At 67.7% G+C, this 22,779-nt stretch carries 26 protein-coding genes; 15 read left to right on the top strand and 11 right to left on the bottom strand.

What is annotated here, in order from left to right; all coding sequences use genetic code 11:
- Positions 1-522: 522 nt before the first annotated feature.
- Together KIT25_20350 and KIT25_20345 are read right to left on the bottom strand one after the other, a co-directional pair.
- Positions 523-1,287, bottom strand: a complete 765-nt coding sequence (locus tag KIT25_20350; GenBank protein ID UYN94361.1) for a hypothetical protein — start codon at positions 1,285-1,287, stop codon at positions 523-525.
- Positions 1,288-1,380: 93 nt separating this feature from the next.
- Positions 1,381-1,638, bottom strand: a complete 258-nt coding sequence (locus tag KIT25_20345; GenBank protein UYN94360.1) for a hypothetical protein — start codon at positions 1,636-1,638, stop codon at positions 1,381-1,383.
- A 295-nt stretch (positions 1,639-1,933) separates the two neighbouring features.
- Here KIT25_20345 and KIT25_20340 point away from each other — a divergent pair, with 295 nt between their 5' ends.
- Entirely contained in the window at positions 1,934-3,013 is a 1,080-nt protein-coding gene (locus KIT25_20340) for a hypothetical protein (GenBank protein ID UYN94359.1), read from the top strand.
- 10 nt (positions 3,014-3,023) lie between these two features.
- On the opposite strand, the gene KIT25_20335 is transcribed toward KIT25_20340, so the two are convergent.
- Genes KIT25_20335 through KIT25_20325 form a run of 3 tightly spaced genes read right to left on the bottom strand, consistent with a single transcriptional unit; the run spans position 3,024 to position 6,116 of the window.
- Positions 3,024-3,893: a phytanoyl-CoA dioxygenase family protein gene (locus KIT25_20335; protein UYN94358.1), complete on the bottom strand. Its 870-nt coding sequence runs from the start codon at positions 3,891-3,893 to the stop codon at positions 3,024-3,026.
- Complete coding sequence (locus KIT25_20330) at positions 3,890-5,353, bottom strand: class I SAM-dependent methyltransferase (GenBank protein UYN94357.1); 1,464 nt, start codon at positions 5,351-5,353, stop codon at positions 3,890-3,892. The genes KIT25_20335 and KIT25_20330 overlap by 4 nt, the downstream gene beginning before the upstream one ends.
- 13 nt (positions 5,354-5,366) lie before the next feature.
- A complete protein-coding gene (locus KIT25_20325; protein ID UYN94356.1) occupies positions 5,367-6,116 on the bottom strand; it encodes a phytanoyl-CoA dioxygenase family protein in 750 nt (249 codons plus the stop codon).
- A 66-nt stretch (positions 6,117-6,182) separates the two neighbouring features.
- On the opposite strand from KIT25_20325, the gene KIT25_20320 reads away from it, so the two are divergent.
- The 9 genes from KIT25_20320 (at position 6,183) to KIT25_20280 (ending at position 14,864) form a co-directional block, all read left to right on the top strand.
- The gene (locus tag KIT25_20320; protein ID UYN94355.1) at positions 6,183-7,115 is read left to right on the top strand and encodes a hypothetical protein; all 933 of its coding nucleotides are present in this window, start codon (positions 6,183-6,185) and stop codon (positions 7,113-7,115) included.
- On the top strand, positions 7,112-7,552 hold the full coding sequence (locus KIT25_20315) for a lasso peptide biosynthesis B2 protein (GenBank protein UYN94354.1): 441 nt from the start codon (positions 7,112-7,114) through the stop codon (positions 7,550-7,552). Before KIT25_20320 ends, KIT25_20315 begins: the two co-directional genes overlap by 4 nt.
- Entirely contained in the window at positions 7,533-9,293 is a 1,761-nt protein-coding gene (locus tag KIT25_20310; protein UYN94353.1) for a hypothetical protein, read from the top strand. The genes KIT25_20315 and KIT25_20310 overlap by 20 nt, the downstream gene beginning before the upstream one ends.
- A gap of 33 nt (positions 9,294-9,326) precedes the next feature.
- Complete coding sequence (locus tag KIT25_20305) at positions 9,327-9,635, top strand: PqqD family protein (protein UYN94352.1); 309 nt, start codon at positions 9,327-9,329, stop codon at positions 9,633-9,635.
- A gap of 313 nt (positions 9,636-9,948) precedes the next feature.
- Positions 9,949-11,076, top strand: a complete 1,128-nt coding sequence (locus tag KIT25_20300) for a nucleotidyltransferase family protein (protein UYN94351.1) — start codon at positions 9,949-9,951, stop codon at positions 11,074-11,076.
- Positions 11,077-11,228: 152 nt separating this feature from the next.
- On the top strand, positions 11,229-11,840 hold the full coding sequence (locus KIT25_20295) for an outer-membrane lipoprotein carrier protein LolA (GenBank protein ID UYN94350.1): 612 nt from the start codon (positions 11,229-11,231) through the stop codon (positions 11,838-11,840).
- Positions 11,841-11,858: 18 nt separating this feature from the next.
- Positions 11,859-12,392: an N-acetyltransferase gene (locus KIT25_20290; GenBank protein ID UYN94349.1), complete on the top strand. Its 534-nt coding sequence runs from the start codon at positions 11,859-11,861 to the stop codon at positions 12,390-12,392.
- Positions 12,392-13,927 carry an AMP-binding protein gene (locus tag KIT25_20285; GenBank protein ID UYN94348.1) on the top strand — a complete coding sequence of 512 codons (1,536 nt, stop codon included), beginning with the start codon at positions 12,392-12,394 and terminating at the stop codon, positions 13,925-13,927. Before KIT25_20290 ends, KIT25_20285 begins: the two co-directional genes overlap by 1 nt.
- A gap of 1 nt (position 13,928) precedes the next feature.
- Positions 13,929-14,864 carry a DMT family transporter gene (locus tag KIT25_20280; protein ID UYN94347.1) on the top strand — a complete coding sequence of 312 codons (936 nt, stop codon included), beginning with the start codon at positions 13,929-13,931 and terminating at the stop codon, positions 14,862-14,864.
- On the opposite strand, the gene KIT25_20275 is transcribed toward KIT25_20280, so the two are convergent.
- A complete protein-coding gene (locus KIT25_20275) occupies positions 14,830-15,189 on the bottom strand; it encodes a DUF1232 domain-containing protein (protein ID UYN94346.1) in 360 nt (119 codons plus the stop codon). The genes KIT25_20280 and KIT25_20275 overlap by 35 nt on opposite strands.
- Positions 15,190-15,269: 80 nt before the next feature.
- Here KIT25_20275 and KIT25_20270 point away from each other — a divergent pair, with 80 nt between their 5' ends.
- On the top strand, positions 15,270-16,031 hold the full coding sequence (locus KIT25_20270) for an SDR family NAD(P)-dependent oxidoreductase (protein UYN94345.1): 762 nt from the start codon (positions 15,270-15,272) through the stop codon (positions 16,029-16,031).
- A gap of 7 nt (positions 16,032-16,038) precedes the next feature.
- Here the strand turns inward: KIT25_20270 and KIT25_20265 are convergent, their stop codons facing one another.
- The gene (locus KIT25_20265; protein ID UYN94344.1) at positions 16,039-17,031 is read right to left on the bottom strand and encodes an ornithine cyclodeaminase family protein; all 993 of its coding nucleotides are present in this window, start codon (positions 17,029-17,031) and stop codon (positions 16,039-16,041) included.
- 1 nt (position 17,032) lies between these two features.
- A complete protein-coding gene (locus KIT25_20260; GenBank protein ID UYN94343.1) occupies positions 17,033-17,956 on the bottom strand; it encodes a hypothetical protein in 924 nt (307 codons plus the stop codon).
- On the opposite strand from KIT25_20260, the gene KIT25_20255 reads away from it, so the two are divergent.
- Positions 17,955-18,281, top strand: a complete 327-nt coding sequence (locus KIT25_20255; protein ID UYN94342.1) for a hypothetical protein — start codon at positions 17,955-17,957, stop codon at positions 18,279-18,281. The two genes, KIT25_20260 and KIT25_20255, sit on opposite strands and share 2 nt — an antisense overlap.
- Positions 18,282-18,395: 114 nt before the next feature.
- On the opposite strand, the gene KIT25_20250 is transcribed toward KIT25_20255, so the two are convergent.
- The 3 genes from KIT25_20250 to KIT25_20240 all read right to left on the bottom strand — a co-directional run bounded on the left by KIT25_20250 (position 18,396) and on the right by KIT25_20240 (position 20,049).
- Complete coding sequence (locus KIT25_20250) at positions 18,396-18,851, bottom strand: chromate resistance protein (protein UYN94341.1); 456 nt, start codon at positions 18,849-18,851, stop codon at positions 18,396-18,398.
- A complete protein-coding gene (locus KIT25_20245) occupies positions 18,848-19,747 on the bottom strand; it encodes a hypothetical protein (protein ID UYN94340.1) in 900 nt (299 codons plus the stop codon). Before KIT25_20245 ends, KIT25_20250 begins: the two co-directional genes overlap by 4 nt.
- An 80-nt stretch (positions 19,748-19,827) precedes the next feature.
- Positions 19,828-20,049, bottom strand: a complete 222-nt coding sequence (locus KIT25_20240) for a DUF1127 domain-containing protein (GenBank protein ID UYN94339.1) — start codon at positions 20,047-20,049, stop codon at positions 19,828-19,830.
- Positions 20,050-20,191: 142 nt separating this feature from the next.
- Here KIT25_20240 and KIT25_20235 point away from each other — a divergent pair, with 142 nt between their 5' ends.
- Genes KIT25_20235 through KIT25_20225 form a run of 3 tightly spaced genes read left to right on the top strand, consistent with a single transcriptional unit; the run spans position 20,192 to position 22,753 of the window.
- Positions 20,192-21,139 carry a chromate resistance protein gene (locus KIT25_20235; protein UYN98002.1) on the top strand — a complete coding sequence of 316 codons (948 nt, stop codon included), beginning with the start codon at positions 20,192-20,194 and terminating at the stop codon, positions 21,137-21,139.
- A complete protein-coding gene (gene chrA, locus KIT25_20230) occupies positions 21,136-22,494 on the top strand; it encodes a chromate efflux transporter (protein UYN94338.1) in 1,359 nt (452 codons plus the stop codon). Before KIT25_20235 ends, chrA begins: the two co-directional genes overlap by 4 nt.
- A gap of 19 nt (positions 22,495-22,513) precedes the next feature.
- Positions 22,514-22,753, top strand: coding sequence for a DUF3297 family protein (locus KIT25_20225; GenBank protein ID UYN94337.1), 240 nt, complete (start codon positions 22,514-22,516; stop codon positions 22,751-22,753).
- The last annotated feature ends 26 nt before the right edge of the window (positions 22,754-22,779 follow it).

Below are 22,779 nucleotides of genomic sequence, written 5' to 3'. Positions count from 1 at the left end.
TTCGTGGTCGGACATCCTATGCCTACTATCAACCATGTCCAAGCCGCCCAAGATCAGGTCTCAGCGCAACGTTCTCTTCGAAGCCGCGGTACGGCGTCTGCTGGCCGCACGAACTCCGCCCCAGCCGAAAGCTTCGATCACCGCGAAACCCAAGAAGCCGGCCAAGAAACCCTCCCGCTGAGCATTGCGGGGATCGAGGCAATGAGAGTCGGCGCGGCGTGGCGCGTGGATCAAGACGAGGCGTGGGTCTGGAAGAAGTTGTGCCATGCCAAGCGGATGAACTCGCCGAGAGCCCAGTCGATGCTGCCCTTGTACGCGAACGGCATCATGACGAAGAGCGTCGCACCAGGATTGCGCTCTTGATGGCGTTCGCCGAAGCCAGATTGACGCCGACCGCCAGCGCCAGCAGCATGTAGGTCGCGCCGTCGAGCACGATGAAGCCCAGCCAAGTGCCGATGCCGAAAAAGATTGCCGCCTCGCGACCTGGCGACGCCGCCAGTGACCCTCTCAGCCCCTACAATTTCAGCCGCCTCGGCGATCGATCCGTCGCCCCACCTGCGTCAGCGCCAACAGGACGGCCAGGAGCGCCGCCGTCAGGGCGACACTGGTCGTCAATCCCAGGCCGAGGCGCGGGTCGCGGGCCAGGACATGGCCGCAGGCCGTGGCTGCCGCGTTGATGACGGTGACGTTCACCCAATAGAAGAGCAGGCGATGCCGGGGCGTGGTCGACGGCACGACTATCAGCAGAACCAACGAGGCGACGACGAAGGCAAGCGCGGCGCGCCGCGCGCCGACTGCCCATTCGTACGTCAGCATGTCGCTCACCGTGGTGCCGAGCGCGCTCGCGATCAGCATGCCGATCCAGTAGGACGCATCGGTCAGCGGCACCGCGGCGTTCGGCCTCGACAGCAGGTTGAGGTCGACCAGGTGCATGGCATCCGAGCGGAACATCAGGAAGGTCGCGACGAAGCACAGGATCAGCGCGATCACCACCCACACCCGGCCGAGATCCAGGACCTTGGCCGACAAGGTGGCGAGCTCGTTGGACATCATGGGGATGAGGCATATCGCCAGCCAGTAGAGGAGATGGCTCGACGATCGGTCGTGGCGTTCCGCGAGCAGGACGACGCCGAACAGGGCGGCGATGACCAGGATGTCAACGCCGGCCGCGCTCCTGGCGATCAGGTGGGAATTCAGCAGGTCGCCTGCGTTGGAGCCGAAGACCGTGGCGATCCAAAGCAGGAGCCAGTAGCGGCGGTCGATTTGAGGGACGTGATTCCTTTGCACCGCCCGAACCTGCCACGCGCGCTCGCCTGGGGCGCGCAAAAAGAAAGGCGCCCACTGGGGCGCCTTTTTGCGAGCCGGTCTGCGGCGCGCCGTTTACACGCGCTGGTCGAGCACCGCCGGTGCCGTGCGCGGTTGCGCGTTCGAGCGGCCACGCACGCCGATCACCGCCGGCTCGGGCGCCGACTTCGACGGCGCCTTCGCCGTCTTCGACTGCGGGCTCGTGAGCGAGGGCGGCTCGTAAGAGCCGACGTTGTTGCCCGACGTGGCGCGGCTCTGCAGCACGCCGGCCGTCGTGGCCGTGACGAGCAGCGCTCCAACCACCATCAATGCTGCGACGAAGAGATGACGCATTCCACACCTTCCCGGACCAATGGCGCTTCCTCGATACGCTGAGGTACGTCGCCTTCCCTCTCCCAATCCCGGGCTCCCACTGCCCGGTGCTTCCCGAGGCTGTTTATGTCGTCTTTGCACCCCGGGTTCAAGAAGATTCTGATGGGGTGGTGCGACAAAATGATGACGCGTCGGTCAACACGTGCCGAAAGTGCAAATATTTCGGAATCCTGAGTCTGCAAATTGTTGACGCGAACTTCTCACTCGCACTGCTGATTGACAAGGGAATGACGAGGCCGCCATTTATGCATCCTAAATGCACTGGCTGACTGAATTTTTTGCCCGGACAATGCTGGTTTTGGGCTCGGTGGCTGTCTCGCTTGGCGGGCTCGAGCTGGCGTCCCGGACATGGCGGGGGACCGATTGGCTGACCAACTGGCCCAATATCGTGTGGGAAGAACGACGGGCCACCCCCATGGTGGAGCCGGTCTGCGCGTACGACCACCATCCCCAGCTCGGCTGGGCGCCCAGCCCCCGTTTCACCTCGGAACTCTACAATATCGGGCCGGACAGGCTGCGGCGCATGCCCCCCTTGCCGCCCGGCGCGGCACCGACTCCCGCCATCCTCGCCACGGGCGATTCCTTCACCGAGGGGGACGAGGTGGCCGACGACGAGGCTTGGCCCGCCTATCTGCAGGAACTGGCGGGACGGAGGGTGATCAATGCGGGAGTCGGCGGTTTCGGCCTCGACCAGACTGTGCTGCAAACCGAGCTGATGGTGGCGAAGTACGAGGTGGCGGTGGCGGTCGTCGGCTTCATCGTCGACGATCTGCGGCGCAACGAGCTCAGCCGCTCCTGGAGCTTCGACAAGCCCTATTTCGAACTCGTCGGCGAAGAGCTCAGGCTGCGCAACTTCCCGGTACCGCCACCGCGGGCTGCCTGCGATTCGCTGCCGTTCTGGCAGCGTCTGCTGGGTTGGTCGGTGTTGATCGACACTGTGGCACGCCGCCAAGGATGGATGCTCGCGTGGATCTTCGATGACGTCCAGGCGTTGCCGCCGGGCACGGGCGACACGCTGGCCTGTCCGTTGATGCGGCGCCTCTCCAGCCTGCCCGTGCCTGTCCTGGTGGTGGCGCAATACGACCGCACCGTATGGGGGCATGGCGTGGCGCGTGAGCGAGAGCAGCATGCCGAGGCGCTTCAGGTGCTGCGGTGCGCGAGTGAGGCGGGTCTCGCGACGCTCGACACGTTCGACGCGGTGGAGACGGCGATCGACGAGCAGGGCGTCGATTCACTGTATCTTTACGGCCACCATTCCGCCGCCGGCAACCGGCTGATCGCCCACGTCATCGCGGCCGAGCTGGCGCGCCTGCGGCTGCTGCCGGGTCTGGATTGACGGACAGGAATCACAAGGCCCGCGCCAGCGCCTCGAGCTGCGGCGGCAGGCCGTACATGTGGCGGTAGCGCAGGATCTGACGGGCAATGAGATGCAGGCGGTCTTCCAGGCGTGCGATGCCCGCAGGTTCCACCGGCGGTCGCGCATAGGGCTCCTCGTCGGCGTGCATGAACTCGATCGACAGGCTGATACGCGGCCCCGCCGCCAGTGGCGAGGACTGGCCCCCCCAGTGCAGCAGCGCCTGGGTCCACAGGAACACGTCGCCCGCAGCCGCCGGCAGGGCGCGTACGTCGGAGGGCGCGAAGTCCGTCGTCTTGCCGTCGCCCGCCGGCCTGCCGTAGTAGCGGTCGCGGTCGGCCGGCACGACGTGCATGCAGCCGTTGAGTTCGTTCGCCTCGCTGAAGGCGAACCAGGCGGTGAGCGCTTTCGGACGCCTGTCGGCAAACAGCGCCGCATGGCCCACGTCGCGATGCGGCGCCCAGCCTCTCTCCGACTTCGCCGGGTCGACGTGCCAGATCCAGAAAGCGGGCAACAGGCGGGGCGGCGCGCCCAACGCCTCCTCGACGATGCGCACGAGCCGAAACGGCGGCGTCCAGAAAAGGTCGTAGACCATGCAGAAAACCGGCGGAATGCCGAGCGCGGCGAGCTGCGCGACCGCCGTCGCCAGGCGTCCGCAGAGTTCGGGTTCCATCACCTTCGGCAGATGCACGTAGCCTTGGTCATCGAGTTGCGCGCGCAAGGTCGTCGGGTCGAGGGCGGACGCGGACCACGGGATGGCGTCGCGCAACACCGCCTCTTCGCCGATGCCGAGATCGGGAGCGAGCTGCGTCCAGAATTCCCGTCGGCGCACCAGCGCCAGAAGCCGTGGCGCCTCGGTCATGTCACGCCCAGCGCCTTCAACACCGGCAGCACGTCCCTGGCGAACACGGCGGCATCTTCCGTTCCCGCTTCCGCACGCTCATCAAGGCCTGCTCCTCCGCGTGTCATCGTGAGCAAGGGTATATGGGCGCGGCGGACTCGCACGCCGCCGCCGGTCAGCGGGCTGGCGAAGTGCCGCAGGTCGCGCTCCGCCGTCGACGATCGGAACAGGCAAGCGTTCAGGCGGTCCGTGTGCGGCCGAACGCGACGTGCCGTGGCGTCGTCCTGAGCGGGGGCGAGCCGGTCGTAGCCGATGAGGAGCATCACCGCTTCGACGATGCGCTCGAAGGGGACATCCGGCAGCGCTTTCTCGACCTCGCCCAGCGGCCGCGCTCGACGGTCGGCAAACAGGCCGGCTATCGCCGACACGATGCCCGCGCGCGGCGCGCGCGGATTGAGGGCGAGCACGGCGCGCATCTCGCGGGGCAGTTCGAGGCGCTGCGCGGCAAGCACGAGGCGTGTATCGCGCAAACCGTCCGCACGTTCTGCCGGCGAGAGCCGCCGTGCGTCGCGCACCCAGTAGTCGCGGCGGAACCGCTGGTTGACCAGGAAGTCGCGCACGGTCTGGCGGAACACGGGGTCGTCGATGGCGGCCAGGATCGCGTGCTGTTCGGGCTCGAGATTGAGGGCGTCCAGAGTTTCGAACGGAGAGGCCGTGCAAGCGAAGCCGAGGCCCGCATCCGCCAGGCAGGCCGCCACGTCGGCGAAGTGCATCGGCGTCCAGTCGCGGCCGAAATATTCGTGGGCGAGATAGCGCGCGTCCTCCTGCCGGAGCCTGGCAAGGCGGGCCGCATCCCGTGGATTGTCCTGCAGATAGGCCGCCCCGGCGGCCGCCAGCCGCTCGCCGAAGGCGATCGCGGCCTCGACACGGCCGGCGACGTCGCGCTGGCCGCCGGTTCGTTCGGCGTGCTGGGCGAGCACGTGGCGCACCGGGCCGAACGAGGCCGAGCCCGGAAGAGCGTTGTAGCTCAGGAAGAATACGCCACCGGGCTTGAGGTGCCGGCCGACGAACTCGACCACGGTCCGGCGATTCTGTTCGCTGATCCAACTCCACACGCCGTGGAGCGCGACGAAGTCGAAGGCCGGCAGGTCGGCACGCACCGCGAAGTCGGCAAACGCATCGTCCATCAGCCGGATATCGACGCCAGCAGCGTCGGCAAGCGTGCGAGCGAAGGCCACGTGCTCTGGGTTGACGTCGGTGCCGAACCAGCGCGTCGGTGAAGCCGCGGCATGGATCGCGAGGCTGATCCCCTGGCCGCAACCCAGCTCGCATGCCGTGGCGACCTCGGGCGGGGCGATGCCCGCCGCCAGCAGGGCAAGCCGCATGTGCAGCGGATTGAGTTCGCGATGATAGTCGTAAGTGTAGGCGACCGACGTCATGTAGCCGTCGGCCCGGTCGTTCGGGCGCCCGTCCGGCGTCATTGTCGCACGCCGCTCAGGCAAGGTGCGAGAACAGCCGTCGCCGTTCCGGCGGCAGGCCGTCCAGAAAACCGGCCGGCATCGCCAGCCGATCGAGACCCTGGCGGGTGAACCCCGTGGGGTCGCGATACCAGGCGCGGGCATAGGTGGCGTAGAGCATGGGGCGCGGTTCGGCCGAGCGGTTGGGCGTGCCGCCGTGGAACAGGCGATAGTCCCACAGCAGGCAGGCTCCGGCCGGGACCCGCGGCGTCTCGGGCGCGGGACCTTCGGCGCGCGCCTTCCAGCGATGGCTGCCGGGCCACAGCGCCGTCGTGCCGCGCGTCTCGTCCATGTCCACCAGCGGCAGGGCGAGCGTCAGCGCATGGCAGGGCAGCAGCGGTGCGATCGCCGCATCGAACAGCAAGGGGCTGTCGCGATGGACGTGCTGGGCCGCGGCGCCGGGCAGCGACACCACGGCGCCGAACGCGTCGAGGATGGCGTCATCGCCCAGCATGCCGCGCACGATGTCGAGCACGGTGGCGTTGGCCCACACGTCGGGGTCGGCGAAGCCGCCCGCGAGTTCGACCGGCACCCTGTAGCGCCGATCGCCGACCTTCAGGGTCTCCTCGTATTCGACATCTCGCAAATAGTGCGCGTAGCGGCTATTGAACTGGCGATGGAGCGCGTGGAACTTCTCGGCCGCCACGACATCCTGCAGCAGCGCGTAGCCCTGCCTTGTCAGGCCATCGCAGGCGGCTGAGATGTCTCGGGAGTCGATTCGCGTCATGACGGCACCGCGCGGGCAAGGTCGCACGGGGCCTGTCGGCAGGCAATGCGGGAAGGCGTCTCGGCCATGAGCATGCGGCGCTATCGCGTCTATGGCCTGGTGATCGAAAGCGAGATCGAGCTTTCGTCGGTCGAGACGATGGACGAGTGCGATGGCCCGCCTTCCATCCGCATGGTGCTCGGTCCGGTCGAGCTCTTTCGTGCGGTACCGTTGCGGCCACCGGGCGACGACGACTGGATCCAGCAAGGCGTGCTTGCAGACGGCAGCATCCACGTGAAGGTCGAGGGCGTGTTCGAGACCATCGTCTCGCCCGACGGCCGGCAAGCCGCGTGCGCGCGCCTCGGCACGACCGACGACCGCTCGTTCGAGGCCAACCTGCTCAACTTCGTGGTCGCCACCGCGCTCACCCTGCAGGGCGAGGAGCCCCTGCACGCGACCGTGGTCGATTTCGGCGACGTCGCCGTCGGGCTGCTGGGCGGCAGCGGCGCCGGCAAGAGTACCCTCGCGGCGTGCCTGATCGCGCAAGGCGCGCGACTGGTGACGGACGACATGCTGCGGCTCGGCCTCGTGGAGGGCAAGGCGCTGGCCTATCCCGGCCCGCATCGGTTGAAGCTGTTCGACGAGCCGGCGCGGCGCTTCCTGCCCGATGCGGAGGCGCACGGTTGGCTGAACGCGTTGAGCGGCAAGCGCATGATCGAGCCGACGCCCATGCACGGGCTGCGCCAGTGTCGGCGGCTCGGGGCACTGTTCTGGCTGGGCGGCGACGGTGACGCGGGCAAGTCGATGGCGGTGCGGCGCCTGATGGGCGCGGAATTGGCCCGCTGTCTCATCGCCTCGGCCATGAACTTCCGTTACCATGCGCCGGAGCGACTGGCCCGGCAGTTGCGCTTCTGCGAGCGCATCGCCCGGATCTTGCCGGTTTATGCCCTGGATTATCCCAGGACGTTCGAGATGATGGATCGCGTCAGCGAGGAGATCCGCCGGGTCGTGCGCGCATGAAGCGATTGACGAACCTTCTCGCCCTGCCACCGGCAGACGCACGGTTGCTGCTGACGGCGGTCGCGGCGTTGCTCACGGCGCGGCTGTTGCTGCGCCTGTGGAGCATCGACCGGTTGCGCGTCTGGTCGGGGCGCCTCGGCTCCAAACCGCGCCAACCGCCCGAGGACATCGTCTGGGCGGTGCAGACGGCGACGCGCCGTCTGCCCGGCACGAGCTGCCTTGCCTCGGCGCTGGCGCTGCAGCGCCTGCTGGCGCGGCATGGACACTCCTCCGAGATCCATATCGGCGTTGCCAAGGAACGACGGGCGCTCGCCGCCCATGCCTGGGTGGTGTGCGACGGCCGCGTGTTGATGGACACCGAGGATCACGGCGCCTACACGCGACTCGTCGCCTGGCCGGCGAGCGACACCACGACACTTGTTCGCCGCGATCTATAATCCTGGCCGGCGGCGCGTCGATCCCGGGCTGGCGAGGGGCGGTGTTGCCGCCCATGTGCAAGTGCTCGGGCGCCATGGCAACGCCGCAGTCGTTCGTTGCAGCGAAGGAGTGGTCGGCGCCGACAGCGACCTGAGTGCGATCGAGAGGCTGGCCGATCGATACTGGATCGTGGGGCGCATCCGCCTCGATGCGCGCGCGGAGCTGGCGGATCGCCTCTCGCTTGCTCCGGCGAGCGACGCGCTGCTCTGTCTGCATGCCTATGCCGCGTGGGGCGAAGATTTCCTGAAGCATCTGGCGGGCGATTTCTGCTTCGTCCTGTGGGACGAACCCGAGCAGCGGCTGGTTTCGGTTCGCGATCAACTCGGCGTGCGCTCACTGTTCTGGACCGAGGCGGGAGGCACTGTTTTCGTCAGCGACCGACTCGACTGGGTCGCGGCGCGGCCCGGACTCGGTCGCGAACTCGACGAGGCGTGGATCGCCGATTTCCTGGTCGCCAACGTGTGCGCCGATCTCGAGCGCACCGTCTATCGCGACATCCACCGCGTCGCGCCGGCCCACGCGCTCGTGGCGACGGAAGGCGGAATGACCACGCGCCGCTACTGGCGGCTTGCGGTCGACGAGCCGATCTTCTTTCGCGACCGTCACCACTATGGCGAACGCTTCCGCGAGTTGCTGGGCCGAGCCGTCACCGACCGCCTGCCGCCGGGCAGGGTCGGCGTGTCGATGAGCGGCGGCCTCGATTCGACCACGCTTGCGGCCGCCGCGGTCGAAGTCACGGGCGATCCTGGGCGCGTCGTCGCCATGTGCGACCATTTCGAGCGCCTGATGGCGGACGAGGAGGGCCGATTCAGCGCCCTCGTGGCGCGCCATCTCGGCATCGAACTGGAGCTGCGGCCCATCGACGATCTGGTCTACGACCCGCACTGGCGCGAGCGATCGCCACCCTATTCCGAACCCTCGCTCCTGGTCGTCTCCGCCGGCGCCGACCGGCTGGCGGCAAGGGAGATGGCGGGCCGCGCCAGTGTCTGGTTGTACGGCGAGGGGCCCGACAATGCGTTGGCGCTGGACCGCGACGCTTATCTGTCGTGGCTCGCGCGGCGTGGCGAATGGCTGAGGCTGACGCACGCCCTTCTTCAATACGCCGCGGTCAAGGGCCGACGCGGATGGATGGCCACGCTGCGCCGGCATCTCGGTCGCGCCAAGGTGCCGTCACCGCATGTGGGGGTGCCGGCGTGGCTCGATGCCGGGCTGGCGAGCCGGCTCGACGTCGCCGGGCGCCTGGCGCGCCTGGACGAAGGCGAGGGGCCGGCGCATCCTTGGCATCCGGCGGCGATGGCCTCGTTTGGCGGCCCGGCATGGCAGCGTGCGCTGGGCGACCTGGAGTGCGACGAGCTGGTCGCCGGCTTCGCGTGGCGCCATCCGTTCCTCGACCTCCGCGTGCTGCAATTCATGCTGTCGGTTCCGCCGGTGCCCTGGGCCTGGGAGAAGGAACTGCTGCGCGACGCCATGCGCGATCGTTTGCCGGTCGAGGTGCTCGCACGCCGCAAGACTCCGCTCGCCCAGTGGCCTCTCGCGGGCAAGCTGCGCGAGCATGGCCTGCCCGATCTGTCATCGAACCGGCGCCTCGCGCCCTATGTCGATGTCGCCCGGTTGTCGGCTGCGCAGCCGTCGGATGCGGAACTGTGGAGCGTCCTTGCGGTGCATGCGCTCGACCACTGGCTCGAGGCCCATCGGGCTTGACGGGCCTTCGCGAACGGCGTCTATCGGGGCGCCATGCTCGACGCGACCACCGTCCTCAGGAAATCCGAGCACCAGGTATCGTGCAACCTCGACGAAGAGGTGGCGATCCTTGAAACCAACAGTGCCCGCTATTTCGGCCTGAACGAGGTCGGCGCCCACATCTGGCGCCTGCTCGACCAACCGAGTTCCGTCGACCACATCTGCAAGTCGGTCGCCGACCATTTCGACGTGGAGCGTGCCGCCTGCTCCGACGATGTGCTGCGTTTCCTGCGGCGTATGCACGAAGCGGGCTTGATCGAGCCGGTGGCTGAGTCGCGGAGGCTTGGCACTGCAAATTCTTGACGGTTCGTAAAAGCTTGCATCGAGAGTGACAAAGCCTTCGGATTGGAATAGCGTTGCAACAGGCAGGGATTTCTTGCGAGCAAGGGCGATGGCAGATCAGAAACTTGGCGACACGGCCGATCCGACGCATCAGCCGCAATTGAACAAGCGACCGTACGCGGCGCCGGAGCTGCTTACATGGGGCACCATGCGTGACATAACCTTGAATGTCGGCTGGAGCGGCGCGTCCGACGGCGCGATGAAGAGCCCCAACAGGACGCGTTGAGCCACGATCAACCGAGAGCCTGACCGCTCCCCTGAGTTCGATCTGCTGTTGGCGCTGATCGGTCCGCGTGCGGACCTGTCGCGCGCCGCAACTCTCCTCGGACAATGCACCGATTTCGGCCGGCTGGTCGACCTCGCCAGCCAGCATGGCGTGCGTGTGCCATTGGTGCACGGCCTCAGCCGACTCGGTTGGCAGGGTGTGCCCGGGCGCGAACGCGAGCGGCTGGAGATCTTTCGGCGTTCCCACGTCGTGCGCGCCTTGTCGCTCGCCGAGGAACTGGCGCGGATCGCGAAGCGCTTCGAGACCGCCGGCATACCATTCGCTGCGTTCAAGGGGGCGACTTTGGCGGTGTCGCTGTACGGCGATCTCGCCGCGCGGGAGTACAACGACAACGATATCCTGATACCGCGGGATCGGCTGGACGATGCCGAGCACGAGTTGGCACAACTCGGCTATCGCGGCCGGCAGGGCGACCGCGCGTTCCGCCGCGCCTTCCTCGGCCATCTTCGCCAGTACGCCTTCGTCCATCCGGACGTCGACGCCTATGTCGACCTGCATTGGGGATTCGCGGGCCGGCACCTGCCCTTTCCTCTTGCCGTGGACGACGTATGGCCGCACCTCCGCAACGTGCGGGTGGTCGGCACGGATGTGCCGGCCCTGGCCGAGCCGGACCTCGCGCTGCTGCTCGCCGGACATGGCACCAAGGAAGCCTGGCGCTGCCTCATGTGGGTGGGCGATTTTGCCACTCTCGTGGTGCGGGCGCCGACGATCGACTGGCCCGGCGTGTACGAGCGCGCCCGGCGCCAAGGATGCGCCAACGCGGTGCTGCTGGGTTGCGCCATGGCAAGTCGCCTGCTCGACGTATCCGCGCCGCCGGCGCTGGCGGGGATCCTGGCGGGCAGCGACAGGGTGCGGAAGCTGGCCGGGCGCATGGCCGCGCCGCTGGCAGCGGGAGTGTCCGAGCGCGCCGAGACGATGGCCGACTTCGACCTTTGCGATCGTTCCTGGGACAAGGCCAGGGCGGCTTTGCGCCTGCTGGTCACGCCGACGGCGAGCGACCACGACGCATGGCCGATGCCGCGGCAGATGTGGGGTCTCTACTGGCTTACTCGGCCGCTGCGGCTGGCCGGCAAGGCTCTTCGGCGAGCGCGCCCGATCGGCCGTCGCGCCAATTGAGGGCACCGCGAGCCGGACCGCGGCTGCGGGCAGGCCGAGTTGCAGGGAACATCCGACCCCGTTGGCCGTTCTTGCCAGTTCCCCGACACGCCAGCTTGCGGCCTGGCGGGAAGTTTCTTGAATCCGCCTCAATCGACCACCATACGAAATCCATGCGCGCGCTACCCGCCTTCCTCGCTTCGCTTGCTCTCGCTCTCCTTGCCGCCTTGCCGGCGCATGCCCAACCGGGCGTCCCGGAGATCGAGAGCTACTTCAACTCGATCCGGACGCTGCAGGCCCGATTCGTCCAGAGCAATCCGGACGGTTCGATCGTCCAGGGCAATCTCTACGTGCGCCGTCCCGGACGCATGCGGTTCGAGTACGACTCACCTTCCCAACTGAAGATCGTCGCCGACGGATTGCAGGTCACGCTGTGGGATCCCGCGACCCGGGATTTCGGCCAATGGCCGATCGGCTGGACGGCCGCGTCGTTCCTGGTGCGCGATCCCATGAACCTGTCCGGCGACTTGACGGTCGAACAGCTCCAGCGAGTCGACGGCGAGCTGCGCCTCACCCTGACCCAGACCCGTCGTCCGCAGGAGGGCAAGGTGATCGTCCGTCTGGCGGCGAACCCGCTTGCCCTGCGCGGCTGGTCGATCGTCGACAGCCGGGGCAACAAGGTCGACGTCTCGCTGACCGATCTCAAGACCGGCCTGCAGCTCGCCGATTCCCTCTTCAAGTACGACGGGCCGGACCCCGGCGCGATTCGGCGCGGGCCCAACTGACGCGCTATAAGCGTCGGCATGAGTGAGCTGATCGTCAGGGCCTCGACCGAGGCCGATGTGGCGCGTTGCGCCGAAATCTACGCCCATCATGTGCTGCACGGCACGGCATCGTTCGAAGTCGATCCGCCCGATCTCGCCGAGATGAAGAAGCGGCGTGCGTCGGTGCTCGATCTCGGCCTGCCCCATTTGGTGGCGGAGCGGCAGGGCCGCGTGCTGGGTTACGCCTATGCCGGCAACTGGCGGCCGCGGCCGGCCTACAAGTACTCCGTCGAGGATTCGATCTACATCGACAACGATGCGGTGGGGCAGGGGGTCGGCAAGGCGCTGCTGCCGGCGCTGATCGAGCAGTGCACGGCGCTCGGCAAGCGACAGATGGTGGCGGTGATCGGCGATTCTGCGCAGACGCCCTCGATCAGGCTCCACGCCGCGTGCGGCTTCGAGACGATCGGCACCATCAGGAGCATCGGCTTCAAGTTCGGACGCTGGCTCGACAGCGTGCTGATGCAGCGGCCGCTCGGCCCGGGCGACGGAACGGCGCCGGGAGCGGCCTGATGCGTCTGATCGACTATTTCGACCGCGGCGCCGATCTCCATCCCGACCGGCATTGTCTTCACGACGGTACCCGCGGCTGGACCTACAGGGATGTTCGGGAGACGACGCATCGCATCGCCAACGGCCTGCTGGCAGGCGGGCTGAGGCCCGGCGCCAAGGTCGCGGTCTACAGTCCCAACCATGCCATGGCCTATGCGGCGCTGCTCGGCATCCAGCGCGCCGGCCTGATCTGGGCGCCGGTCAACGCGCGCAATGCGCTCGACGAGAACCTCTACATCCTCGACAACACCGACGTCGAATGCCTGTTCTACCATTCGAGCTTCGAGGGCTATCTGCCCCGCATCCGCGAGGGCTGCCCGAAAATCGCGACGTTCATCTGCCTCGATTCGTCCGGGTTCGACTCCTGGCTCGCCGGGTTCGGGGGGATGGCGCCGGACCTGCCCGACGCACCCGACGACGTCGCCATCCTCATCAGTTCGGGTGGCACCACTGGCCGGCCCAAGGGCGTGCAGATCACCAATCGCGGCATCGAGACCATGAACTCGATCTTCTGGGCCTGCATGCCGTTCGACACGCCGCCGGTCCATCTCATGGTTGCTCCGATGACGCATGCCGCGGGCGTCTGCTCGTTTCCCATGCTGCCCTACGGTGGCACCAACATCTTCATGGGCACGTCCGATCCGGGCGCGATCCTGGCGGCGATCGAGCGGCATCGCGTGACCCACGTCTACATGCCGCCGACCTTGATCTACATCCTGCTGGCGCATCCCGACGTGCGCAAACACAACTACAGCTCGCTGCGCAACCTGGTCTACGCCTCGGCGCCGATGTCGGTCGACAAGCTCGTCGAGGCGATCGACGTGTTCGGGCCGGTGCTCACGCAGACCTACGGCCAGGCCGAGGCGGCGATGGTCTGTACCTTTTTCTCGCCGGCGGACCATCTCGAGGCACTGACGGGCAACAAGCGCCACCGCCTGGCGAGTTGCGGCAAGGCGGCGCCCTTGATGCGCGTCGAGGTGATGGACGACGAAGGTCGCATCCTGCCGCGCGGCCAGCGCGGCGAGATCGTGGTCCGCGGCGGTCTCGTCATGAAGGGCTACTACAAGAATCCGCAGGCGACCGGGGAAACCTCGACCTTCGGCTGGCATCACACCGGCGACATCGGCGTCATCGACGAGGACGGCTTCGTCTACATCGTCGACCGCAAGAAGGACATGATCATCTCCGGCGGCTTCAACGTCTTCCCGTCGGAGGTCGAGCAGGTGCTGTGGAGCCATCCCGCCGTCCAGGATTGCGCCGTGATCGGCGTGCCCGACGAGAAATGGGGCGAGGCGGTGAAGGCCGTGGTCGAGCTCAAGCCCGGTGCCGGGGTGACGGCCGACGAGCTGATCGCCCTCGCCAGGGACAAGCTCGGCGGCGTGAAGGCGCCGAAGTCGATCGATTTCCTGGCGGCCCTGCCGCGCAGCCCGGTCGGCAAGGTGCTCAAGAAGACGCTGCGCGAGCCCTATTGGGCGAGCCGCGAGCGGAAGATCTGAGGTGAAGCTCGCCGCCTGGCTCTACCGGCTGCCGCCCAACGTGCAGGGCGCGCTGTGGCTGGTGACCGGCGGCTTCATCTTCACCACGACAGGCGCCATGATCCGGCTGCTCAGCGAGCAGATCGAGAGCGTGCAGACCGCCTTCCTGCGCTCCGTCATCGGCCTGGCGCTGCTGGCTCCGATCATCGCCACCGGTCGCGTCGTGCCGTGGCACAGCAAGCGCATCAAGGGCCATTTCTGGCGCACCCTGGCGGGCACGACCTCGATGGTGCTGGGCTTCTACGCCGTCGCCATGCTGCCGCTGGCCGACGCCACCGCGATCTCCTTCTCGCAACCGCTCTTCGCGGTGCTGCTGGCGGCGCTGATCGTCGGCGAGAAGGTGCGCTGGCGGCGCTGGTCGGCGACCATCGTGGGCTTCGTGGGCGTGCTGGTGATGGTGCGTCCCGGCGAGGGCACGCTTCAACTCGGCGCGCTGGTCGCCATCGCCAATGCCGCCATGGTCGCCTTCTCGATCCTGCTGGTGAAGCGGCTGTCGGATACCGAATCGCCGCTGATGATCCTCACCCAGTTCGCGATCTTCTCGACCCTGCTGCTGCTGCCCCCGGCGCTGTGGCTGTGGCGCTGGCCGGATCTCTGGGGCTGGACGCTGGCGGTCGGCGTCGCGCTCACCGCCACGGTCGGGCAATATTTCTGGGTCCAGGCGTTCAAGGTCGGCGAGATGTCGGCGGTGGCGCCCTTCGAGTATCTGCGCCTGCCCTTCGCCGTCTTCGTCGGCTGGTTGCTGTGGAGCGAGGTTCCGGTGGTCTGGACCTATGTCGGCGCCGCCATCGTCATCGCCTCGGCGATCTACATCGCCCATCGCGAGGCCCAGCTCGCGAGGGAACGAAAGCGCGAGGCGCGGGTCACTCCGCCGGAACGGCGGCCGCCGGCGCCTTGAACAGCCAGGCGCGCGCCCTGTCGAGATGCGCCGCGGTGATGTGCGTGCGCGCCGCCGTGAAGGCAGCCAGCATGATCGCGGCATCGTCGGTGTAGCCGAGGCCGGCGAGCATGTCGGGAATGGCGTCGATCGGCAGCACGAAATAGGCCAGCGCGCCCCACAACGTGGCGCGAATCTGCAGCGGCGTGGCGGAATCGGCGGCACAGTGGAAGGCCGCGACCGCCTGCTCGGTGAAGGGAACCCTGCCGACGGTGCGGCGCGCCTTGGTCCAGAACCCCTCGCGCGCCACCTGCTCGTCGCTGGCCGTTTGGCTGAGTGCGCTCATGGGCCAAAAGTTGGGCCTGCCGGGCATCTTGGCAAGGGGGTGGCGCGTGCTAAAAGCGCCCCCAACCAAGGAGGACACCAATGAACGTCAAGGGTCAGGCCGTCATCGTCACCGGCGGCGCATCGGGCTTGGGCGGCGCCACGGCCTCGGCGCTGGCGGCCGCGGGCGCCAAGGTGGCGATCTTCGACGTTCAGGACGAGCTCGGCGAGAAGAAGGCCAGCGAGCTGGGCGGCCTCTATCTCAAGACCAACGTGGCCGATGCCGCCAACGCGGAAGCCTCGGTGAAGGCCGTGGTCGAGAAGCTCGGCGCGCCGCGCGTCGTGGTGAATTGCGCTGGCATCGGCCGCGCCGCCCGCACCATCTCCAAGTCGGGCCCGCACGATCTCGGCATGTTCAGCCAGGTCATCCAGGTCAACCTGATCGGCACCTTCAACGTGATCCGCCTCGCCTCGTGGGCGATGAGCCAGGCCGAGCCGATGGAAGACGGCGAGCGCGGGGTCATCGTCAATACGGCCTCGGTCGCCGCCTTCGACGGCCAGATCGGCCAGGCCGCCTACTCGGCCTCCAAAGGCGGCGTCGTCGGCATGACCCTGCCGATCGCGCGCGACCTCGCGAGCATGGGCATCCGCGTCTGCACCATCGCGCCCGGCCTGTTCCTCACGCCCATGATGATGGGCCTGTCGGCCGAGGCGCAGAAGAGCCTCGGCGCGCAGGTCCCCTTCCCCTCGCGGCTCGGCGATCCCGGGGAGTACGCGGCACTGGCCATGCACATCGTCGAGAACCGCATGCTGAACGGCGAAGTGATCCGCCTCGACGGCGCCATCCGCATGGCGCCGAAGTAGCGCGCGATCACAAGGGAAGGCGGGTGCCGGCGCCGGCAGCGATCGCCCGCTGGTAGATTGCCGCCGCCGCCGCGACATCCTGCAGCCCCATCCCGGTGCTGTCGAAAACGGTGATGGCGCGCGCGTCGGTACGGCCCGCTTTGGTGCCCGACAGGATTTCGGCCAACGTGGCGTGGACGTGCTCGCGCGTCACCGTGCCGGCAGCGAGCGCGTGGTGCAGGTCGCCGATCTCGGCCGCCTGATCCAGCGAATCGACGACGATCTGGCTTGCCGCATAGAGCCGCGGATCGATCTCGCTCTTGTCGGAGTTGTCGGCGCCCACGGCGGCGATGAACGTGCCGGGCCGGACGAGGTCCGGCGTGAGAAACGCCTGCCTGGCCGAGCTGCAGGTGACCACGATGTCGCTTGTCCGAACCGGCGTCAGGTCCGGCGACGGCCGGATGTCGAGTGCAAGACCGGCCGACATCTCGCGTGCCAGCCGCATCGCGGCGTCGGGCTTGACGTCCCAGACATGCACACGCTCGAGCGGCGCGACGGCCGCGATCGCCTCGAGCTGAATGCGGCCTTGCACACCGGCGCCGCAGATCGTGGCGACCCTGGAGTCCTTGCGCGCGAGGTGGCGCGCGGCCAGCGTGGTCGCCGCACCGGTTCGCTTGATGGTCACCTCGATCGAATCCATCACCGCGAGAGGCCGTCCGTCGCGGCCATCGGCGAGATAGATCACCCCCCGGACGGTGGGCAAACCGTTGGCGTCCGGATTTCCGGGAAAGTTGCCATTGAGCTTGATGGCGACGCACGGGTCGCTTCCGAGCAGGGCCGCGCCCTTGGCATGGAACGAGCCGTTGGGCACGTGCAGGGCGGAAGCCGGCGGCGCGACGGCCTCTCCTCGCGCGACGGCCACGAAGGCCGCCTCGACGGCGTCGACATAGTCGCCGTAGGTCATCAGCCTCGCGATGTCGTCGCGGGACAGGATCAGCAGATCCGGATTGCGGTTGGCCATGTCAGGCCTCCTCGACGCGGTAGACGGCGGCGCGATGGGTCTGCGGCAGGAAGGCGTAGAGCAGATCACGCGAGGCCGAGAGCGCGGTGGTGTGAGCACCCTTCTCGGTTTCGACGCGGCCCAGGCCCTTCATTGTCGCGGTGTCGAACAGGTCGATGACGCCGGGATCGCCCACCGCGACGAAGAGCCGTTGGCGCGGCCGATGAAGGAACACCACGTCGGGCACGCCGCTCAGCGGCGCGTCGCCCAGGATCCGGCCGGTGGCGGCATCGAGCGCGATCAGGCGGCCTTCGTCGCAGGCGCAGAACAGCCGCCGCGTCGCCGGGTCGAAATCGAGCCCGTGCGGGCCGGCGGCGGGGACGCCATACATGTAGGCCAGCGCATCGGGCCTGTGTGCGTCGATGACCGCGATCACCGCCGGGTCCATGATGTTGACGTAAAACAGGCCGCGGCTTGCATCGGATATCGCCCAGCGCGTGCGACCCGGCACGGCGATCTCGGCCCGCACGGCGCGCGAGGCGACGTCGACCATGGTGATCGTGTGCGATCCGGCGATCGCGGGCTCGCCGACATTGGCGACGAGCAGCAGTCGGCGCCGGTGATCGTAGGCGAGGCCGTTGGGCCTGACGCCGACCTCGATCTTCGTCACCGGCGGATCGCGACCGGGAGGGAAGATGCCGACCGTGTTCTCGGCCCGGTTGGAGGTGAAGACCAGTTGCGCCTCGTCGCTCACCAGGGCGCCGGCGACGCCGGGCAGGTCGGGGATCGAGAAGAGATGCTTCTGGCCGTCGAGGACATCGACGGTGCCGTTTGCGGTATGCGCGACATAGACGTGGCCGGTGGCTTCGTGCACGGCCGCGTGGTCGAAGCCACCCTCGCCGGTGTGTGCCGGCAGGTCGACATGGCCCAGCAGATGCAGCGTCATGATGTCACCTCAAACGGGCGTGGAAGCGGAACGCGACGGCCTGCACGAGGCCCCACACGGTCAGTCCGAGCGCGGTGACCACGCCGAGCCCGACCAGGCCCGTTTGCAGGACCTGAACCGCAAGCCATCCGCCGAGCACATCGGCACGCCCACGCGCAGGATCTCGCCGAACAGGCGGGACTCCAGGCGAACCGACGGCAAGCCGGCGATGGACGTGCGCCCGGATGCGATGTACGCGCCGAGCGCCATGCAGCCGATGACCAAGCAGGAACACGGCGCTGAACAAGAAGCCCGCTGGCCGTCACCGAGATCAGGACGACGTTGACGACGAGGTTGGGCACGGCGATGCCCAGCATCGTCGGCACGATGGGGCCTTCCAGCATCCGTCGCGTGCGCGCCGTTGGCGCAGCCGGCTTCGCCGCCGTGTGCGTCATGATGCTCAGTTCATCTTCGGCGGCCAGTTGTGCGTCGCGCCCGCCAGATGGCGGCACCAGGCATAGAGCGCATCGTACATCACCATGCCGTGCTTCAGCATCTCGTGGTCGTCGGTGTAGACGTGGCCGAGGCCGAGCGAGATGGCGAACAGGCCGTGCGATTGCGGTGTCAAGTCGAGGCGAGAAGTGTCGGCACCGCGCACGATGTCGGCGAGCTTGTCGAGCCCAGGCGCGTCGAGCCTGTATTCGGCGATGAAGGCGTCGAACGAGCATTTGTCGCCGACATGACTGAATTTGACGTCAGGGATGTCGTAGGGGATGGCACCCGTTTCCTCGGCCGTCGACAGCACCTCGGCCGGCGGCACGTAGAGAAACTCCGGCTCCTTGTCGATGAACCGCGCGATCAGCCACGGGCAGGCGATGCGGTCGATCTTGGGACGCTCTCTCGTGACCCACTTCATGGGAGATCTCCTTTCTCGAGGGCTTGGGTGGGAAGTCCGTCGGCACGCCAGGCGCCGAGGCCGCCGGCAATGGCGACGGCGTCGATGCCCTTCTCGCGCAGCCTGGCGGCGCAGTTGCCGCCGATCTCGAAGCCCCAGGCGCAGTAGACCAGCGCCTTGCTACCCTTGGGCAAGGAAGCCGCCAGCGCGTCCACCTTGTCCGGCGGCGCGCGTCGGGCGCCGCGCAGGCCGACGGGAACAAGCTCCGCATCGTCGGCCAGCCGCGCGTCGATGACGAACAGTCCCGGTTCCTGGTCCAGACGTTGCCGCGCAGTCGGCGTGTCGATGACGTGCGGCGACGCCGGCGCCGCTTCGCCGGCGAAGCGGCGGCCGATGCGCGGCCAGTGGAGGTTGTTCATGAAGGCGTCGACATAGGCCGCGACGTTGGCGCCGAAGTCGAGGTGATACGAGTGCTCGTACATGTCGAGCGCGAGCAGCGGCGTGCCTCCGACCAGGGCGTGCGTGTGATCGGCCGACCAGACGTTGGAGAGCGTGCCGTCGCGCGGCGAGCGGGTGAGCGCCACCCAGCCCGAGCCGCCGCCCAGCGCCTTGCCCATGGCGACGAACTCCGCCTTCCAGCGCACGATCGAGCCGAAGTCGCGTGCGAGCGCCTCGGCGAGCGCGCCTTGCGGTTCGCCGCCGCCACCTTCGCTCGGGCCCGCCAGGCCGTCGAAATAGACCTCGTGCAGCAGCATGGAGTTGGTGGCGATCAGCTCCTCGCGCTTCAGTCCGTTCAGCCGGAAGCCCGGCGTGGCCGCGGGATCGAGGCCCGCGAGCTCGCCATGGATCGCGTTCAGGCGGCGCACCGCGCCGCCGTAGTTGTTTTCGTAGTGGCTGGCGATGAGACGCCAGGACAAGCCGACGAGGCGGGAGGGTTTGAACGAGATTGGTCGGGCATGAGCGGGCATGGATCGGTGCTCCCTCGAAAAGGTCATGGTCAGGGCTGCCAGGGCGCTTTGGCGCATTCGATGCGCCGCTGCTCGCGCGTCAGTCCGACGTCGGCCAGCAGCCGGTCGTCGAGGCCGCGAAGCTGCTGGCGCGTCCTCTGCCGCTGGCGCCACTGGGCCGCCGCGGCGAGGAGTTGCGGCCACACCGCTGGGCGGCTGTGTCGATCGCCAACCGCGCCGGTTGGCATGTTCGGCAGGGTCAGGAGAGACATTCATTTCACCTTTGATACACTCGTTTCAATTAAATCTAGCGTTGTTTTTCAGAATCTCAAGAAGGAAATGATACGAGTGTTGCTATTTCCATCGTGGGCATGATACGGATGAACGATGCATAGGGAGATCCCCACGCGATGGCTGTTGCTGATCCACCAGCTGCCCGCCAAACCGGCCTATGCCCGCGTGAAGATATGGCGCCGGCTGCAGGCGCTCGGCGCCGTCACGGTGAAAGGCTCGGTCTACGCGTTGCCGGCCAACAGCGAGACGCAGGAGGACTTCGCCTGGCTCGCCAAGGAGATCGTCGAGAGCGGCGGCGAGGCGATGATCTGCGAAGCCTCGCTGGTCGAGGGCTTCACCGACCATGAGATGCAGGCCCTGTTCGACAATGCGCGCGACGAGGACTATGCGCGCATCGCGGTGGAGGCGCGCGAAATCGCCGCCCGCCGGAACGACGATGCGACGGACCGCGAGCTTGCCGAGATCGCGGCGCAGGTCGCACGGCTGCGCAAGCAGCTCGACGCCGTCGTCGCCATCGACTTCTTTGGCGCCAATGGGCGTCTCGCCGCGCAAGGCCTGGTGTCGGGCCTGGAAGAGCAACAGCAAAAGGAGGATGAGGTGAAGGCAAGCCAACCGCCGCCACCGGCTGGCGCGCTCAGCGAGCGCACCTGGGTGACACGCGAGCATGTCCAGGTCGACCGCATCGCCTCGGCTTGGTTGATCCGCCGCTTCATCGATCGCGACGCGCGCTTCAAGTTCGTGCCGTCGAGCGGCTACCGGCCCGAGCCGGGCGAGCTGCGCTTCGACATGTTCGAGGGGGAGTTCACGCATCAGGGCGACCGCTGCACCTTCGAGGTGCTGGCGGCGCATGCGGGTCTCGATGACCCGGCACTCATCGCAATCGCCGAAATCGTGCACGACATCGATCTGAAGGACGACAAGTACGGCCGCGCCGAGACCGCGGGCGTGAAGAGTCTGATCGCAGGCATCGCCCTGCCGGGCGTCGACGACGAACAGCGTCTGGCGCGCGGCGGGATGCTGCTGGACGGTCTCTACGATTCGTTCGCCATCAAGCAGGGCGACAAATGACGGACCATGGCGTGCCCTTCGGCGAGGCGGTGCGGGTATGGGCCCGTGTCGCGGCACTCAGCTTCGGCGGTCCGGCCGGCCAGATCGCCGTCATGCACCGCATCGTCGTCGAGGAGAAGAAGTGGATCGGCGAGACTCGCTTCCTGCAGGCGCTGAACTATTGCACGCTCCTGCCCGGTCCGGAGGCACAGCAGCTCGCCGTCTATATCGGCTGGCTGATGCACAGGACGAAGGGCGGCCTGCTCGCCGGCACGCTGTTCGTGCTGCCGGGCCTGCTCGCCATCATGGCGCTTTCCTGGATCTACGTGCTGTTGGGCAAGGTCACACTGGTGCAGGGCCTGTTCTTCGGGCTGAAGGCCGCGGTGCTGGTGATCGTGATCGAGGCCGTGCTGCGCGTCGGCAAGCGCGCGCTCAGGAACAACGTGATGCGCGCCGTCGCCGCCTTCGCCTTCATCGCCATCTTTTTCTACGACGTGCCGTTCCCGCTCATCATCCTGGCGGCGGGACTGCTGGGATGGCTCGGCGGACGTCTGGCCTGGGCGCCGTTCCTGGCGGGCGGCGGCCACGGCAAGGTCGGCAACAAGCAGGTCGCGGATGCCGACTCGCTGCTGGGCGAGGAAACGCCGCCGCATGCGCGGCCCAATCTCGCCTGGTCGCTCAAGATCAGCGCAGTGTTCCTGGCGCTGTGGCTGGCGCCAATCGCGGTGCTCTTCCTTTGGCTGGGTGGCGGTGATGTCTTCACGCAGATCGCGCTGTTCTTCAGCAAGATGGCGGTGGCGACGTTCGGCGGCGCCTATGCGGTGCTGGCCTATGTCGCGCAGCAGGCGGTCGATCACTACCAGTGGGTGACGGCCGGCGAGATGCTGGACGGTCTCGGCATGGCCGAAACCACGCCGGGGCCGCTGATCATGGTGACGCAATTCGTCGGTTTCCTTGGCGCGTTGCGCCAGGCCAGCGGCCTCGATCCGCTGCTCGCCGGCACCCTGGGCGGCCTGCTCACGACGTGGGTCACGTTCACGCCCTGCTTCCTCTGGATATTCCTGGGTGCGCCCTTCGTCGAGGGCCTGCGCTCCAACAAGGCGCTGTCGGCCGCACTCGGCGCCATCACTGCCGCGGTGGTCGGGGTCATCCTCAACCTCGCGGTCTGGTTCGCCCTGCAGGTGCTTTTCGCCCGTCACGAGGAAATTCGATGGCTGGGTGCCGCGGTCGAGCTGCCCATCCTCGCTTCAGCCAATGTCCCCGCCATCGTGCTCGCCGCCGCTGCCGCCGTGGCGGTGTTCTGGCTGAAGTGGGGGATGGTGTCGGTGCTGCTGGCAAGCTCGATGGCGGGCGTGGTCTACGCATTGGCGTGGTAGTCGCGCTATAAGCGCGGGCATGACCGAAACCACCTTGCCCGATCGCCTGTCGACGAACCCCAAAAGCCCCTATTACGACGAGGCGCTGCTCTCGCGCGGCGTCGGCATCAGGTTCGATGGCCAGGAAAAGACCAACGTCGAGGAATATTGCGTGAGCGAGGGTTGGATTCGCGTCGCTGTCGGCAAGACGGTCGACCGGCGCGGCAATCCGCTCACCATCAAGCTGACGGGCAAGGTGGAACCCTATCTGCAGAAGTGAATCGCGGCCCCGCCCGCGAGCGGCGG

The organism is Enhydrobacter sp., from assembly GCA_025808875.1.
Classification (GTDB): domain Bacteria; phylum Pseudomonadota; class Alphaproteobacteria; order Reyranellales; family Reyranellaceae; genus Reyranella.
This window is presented reverse-complemented; position numbering and strand designations above follow the sequence as displayed.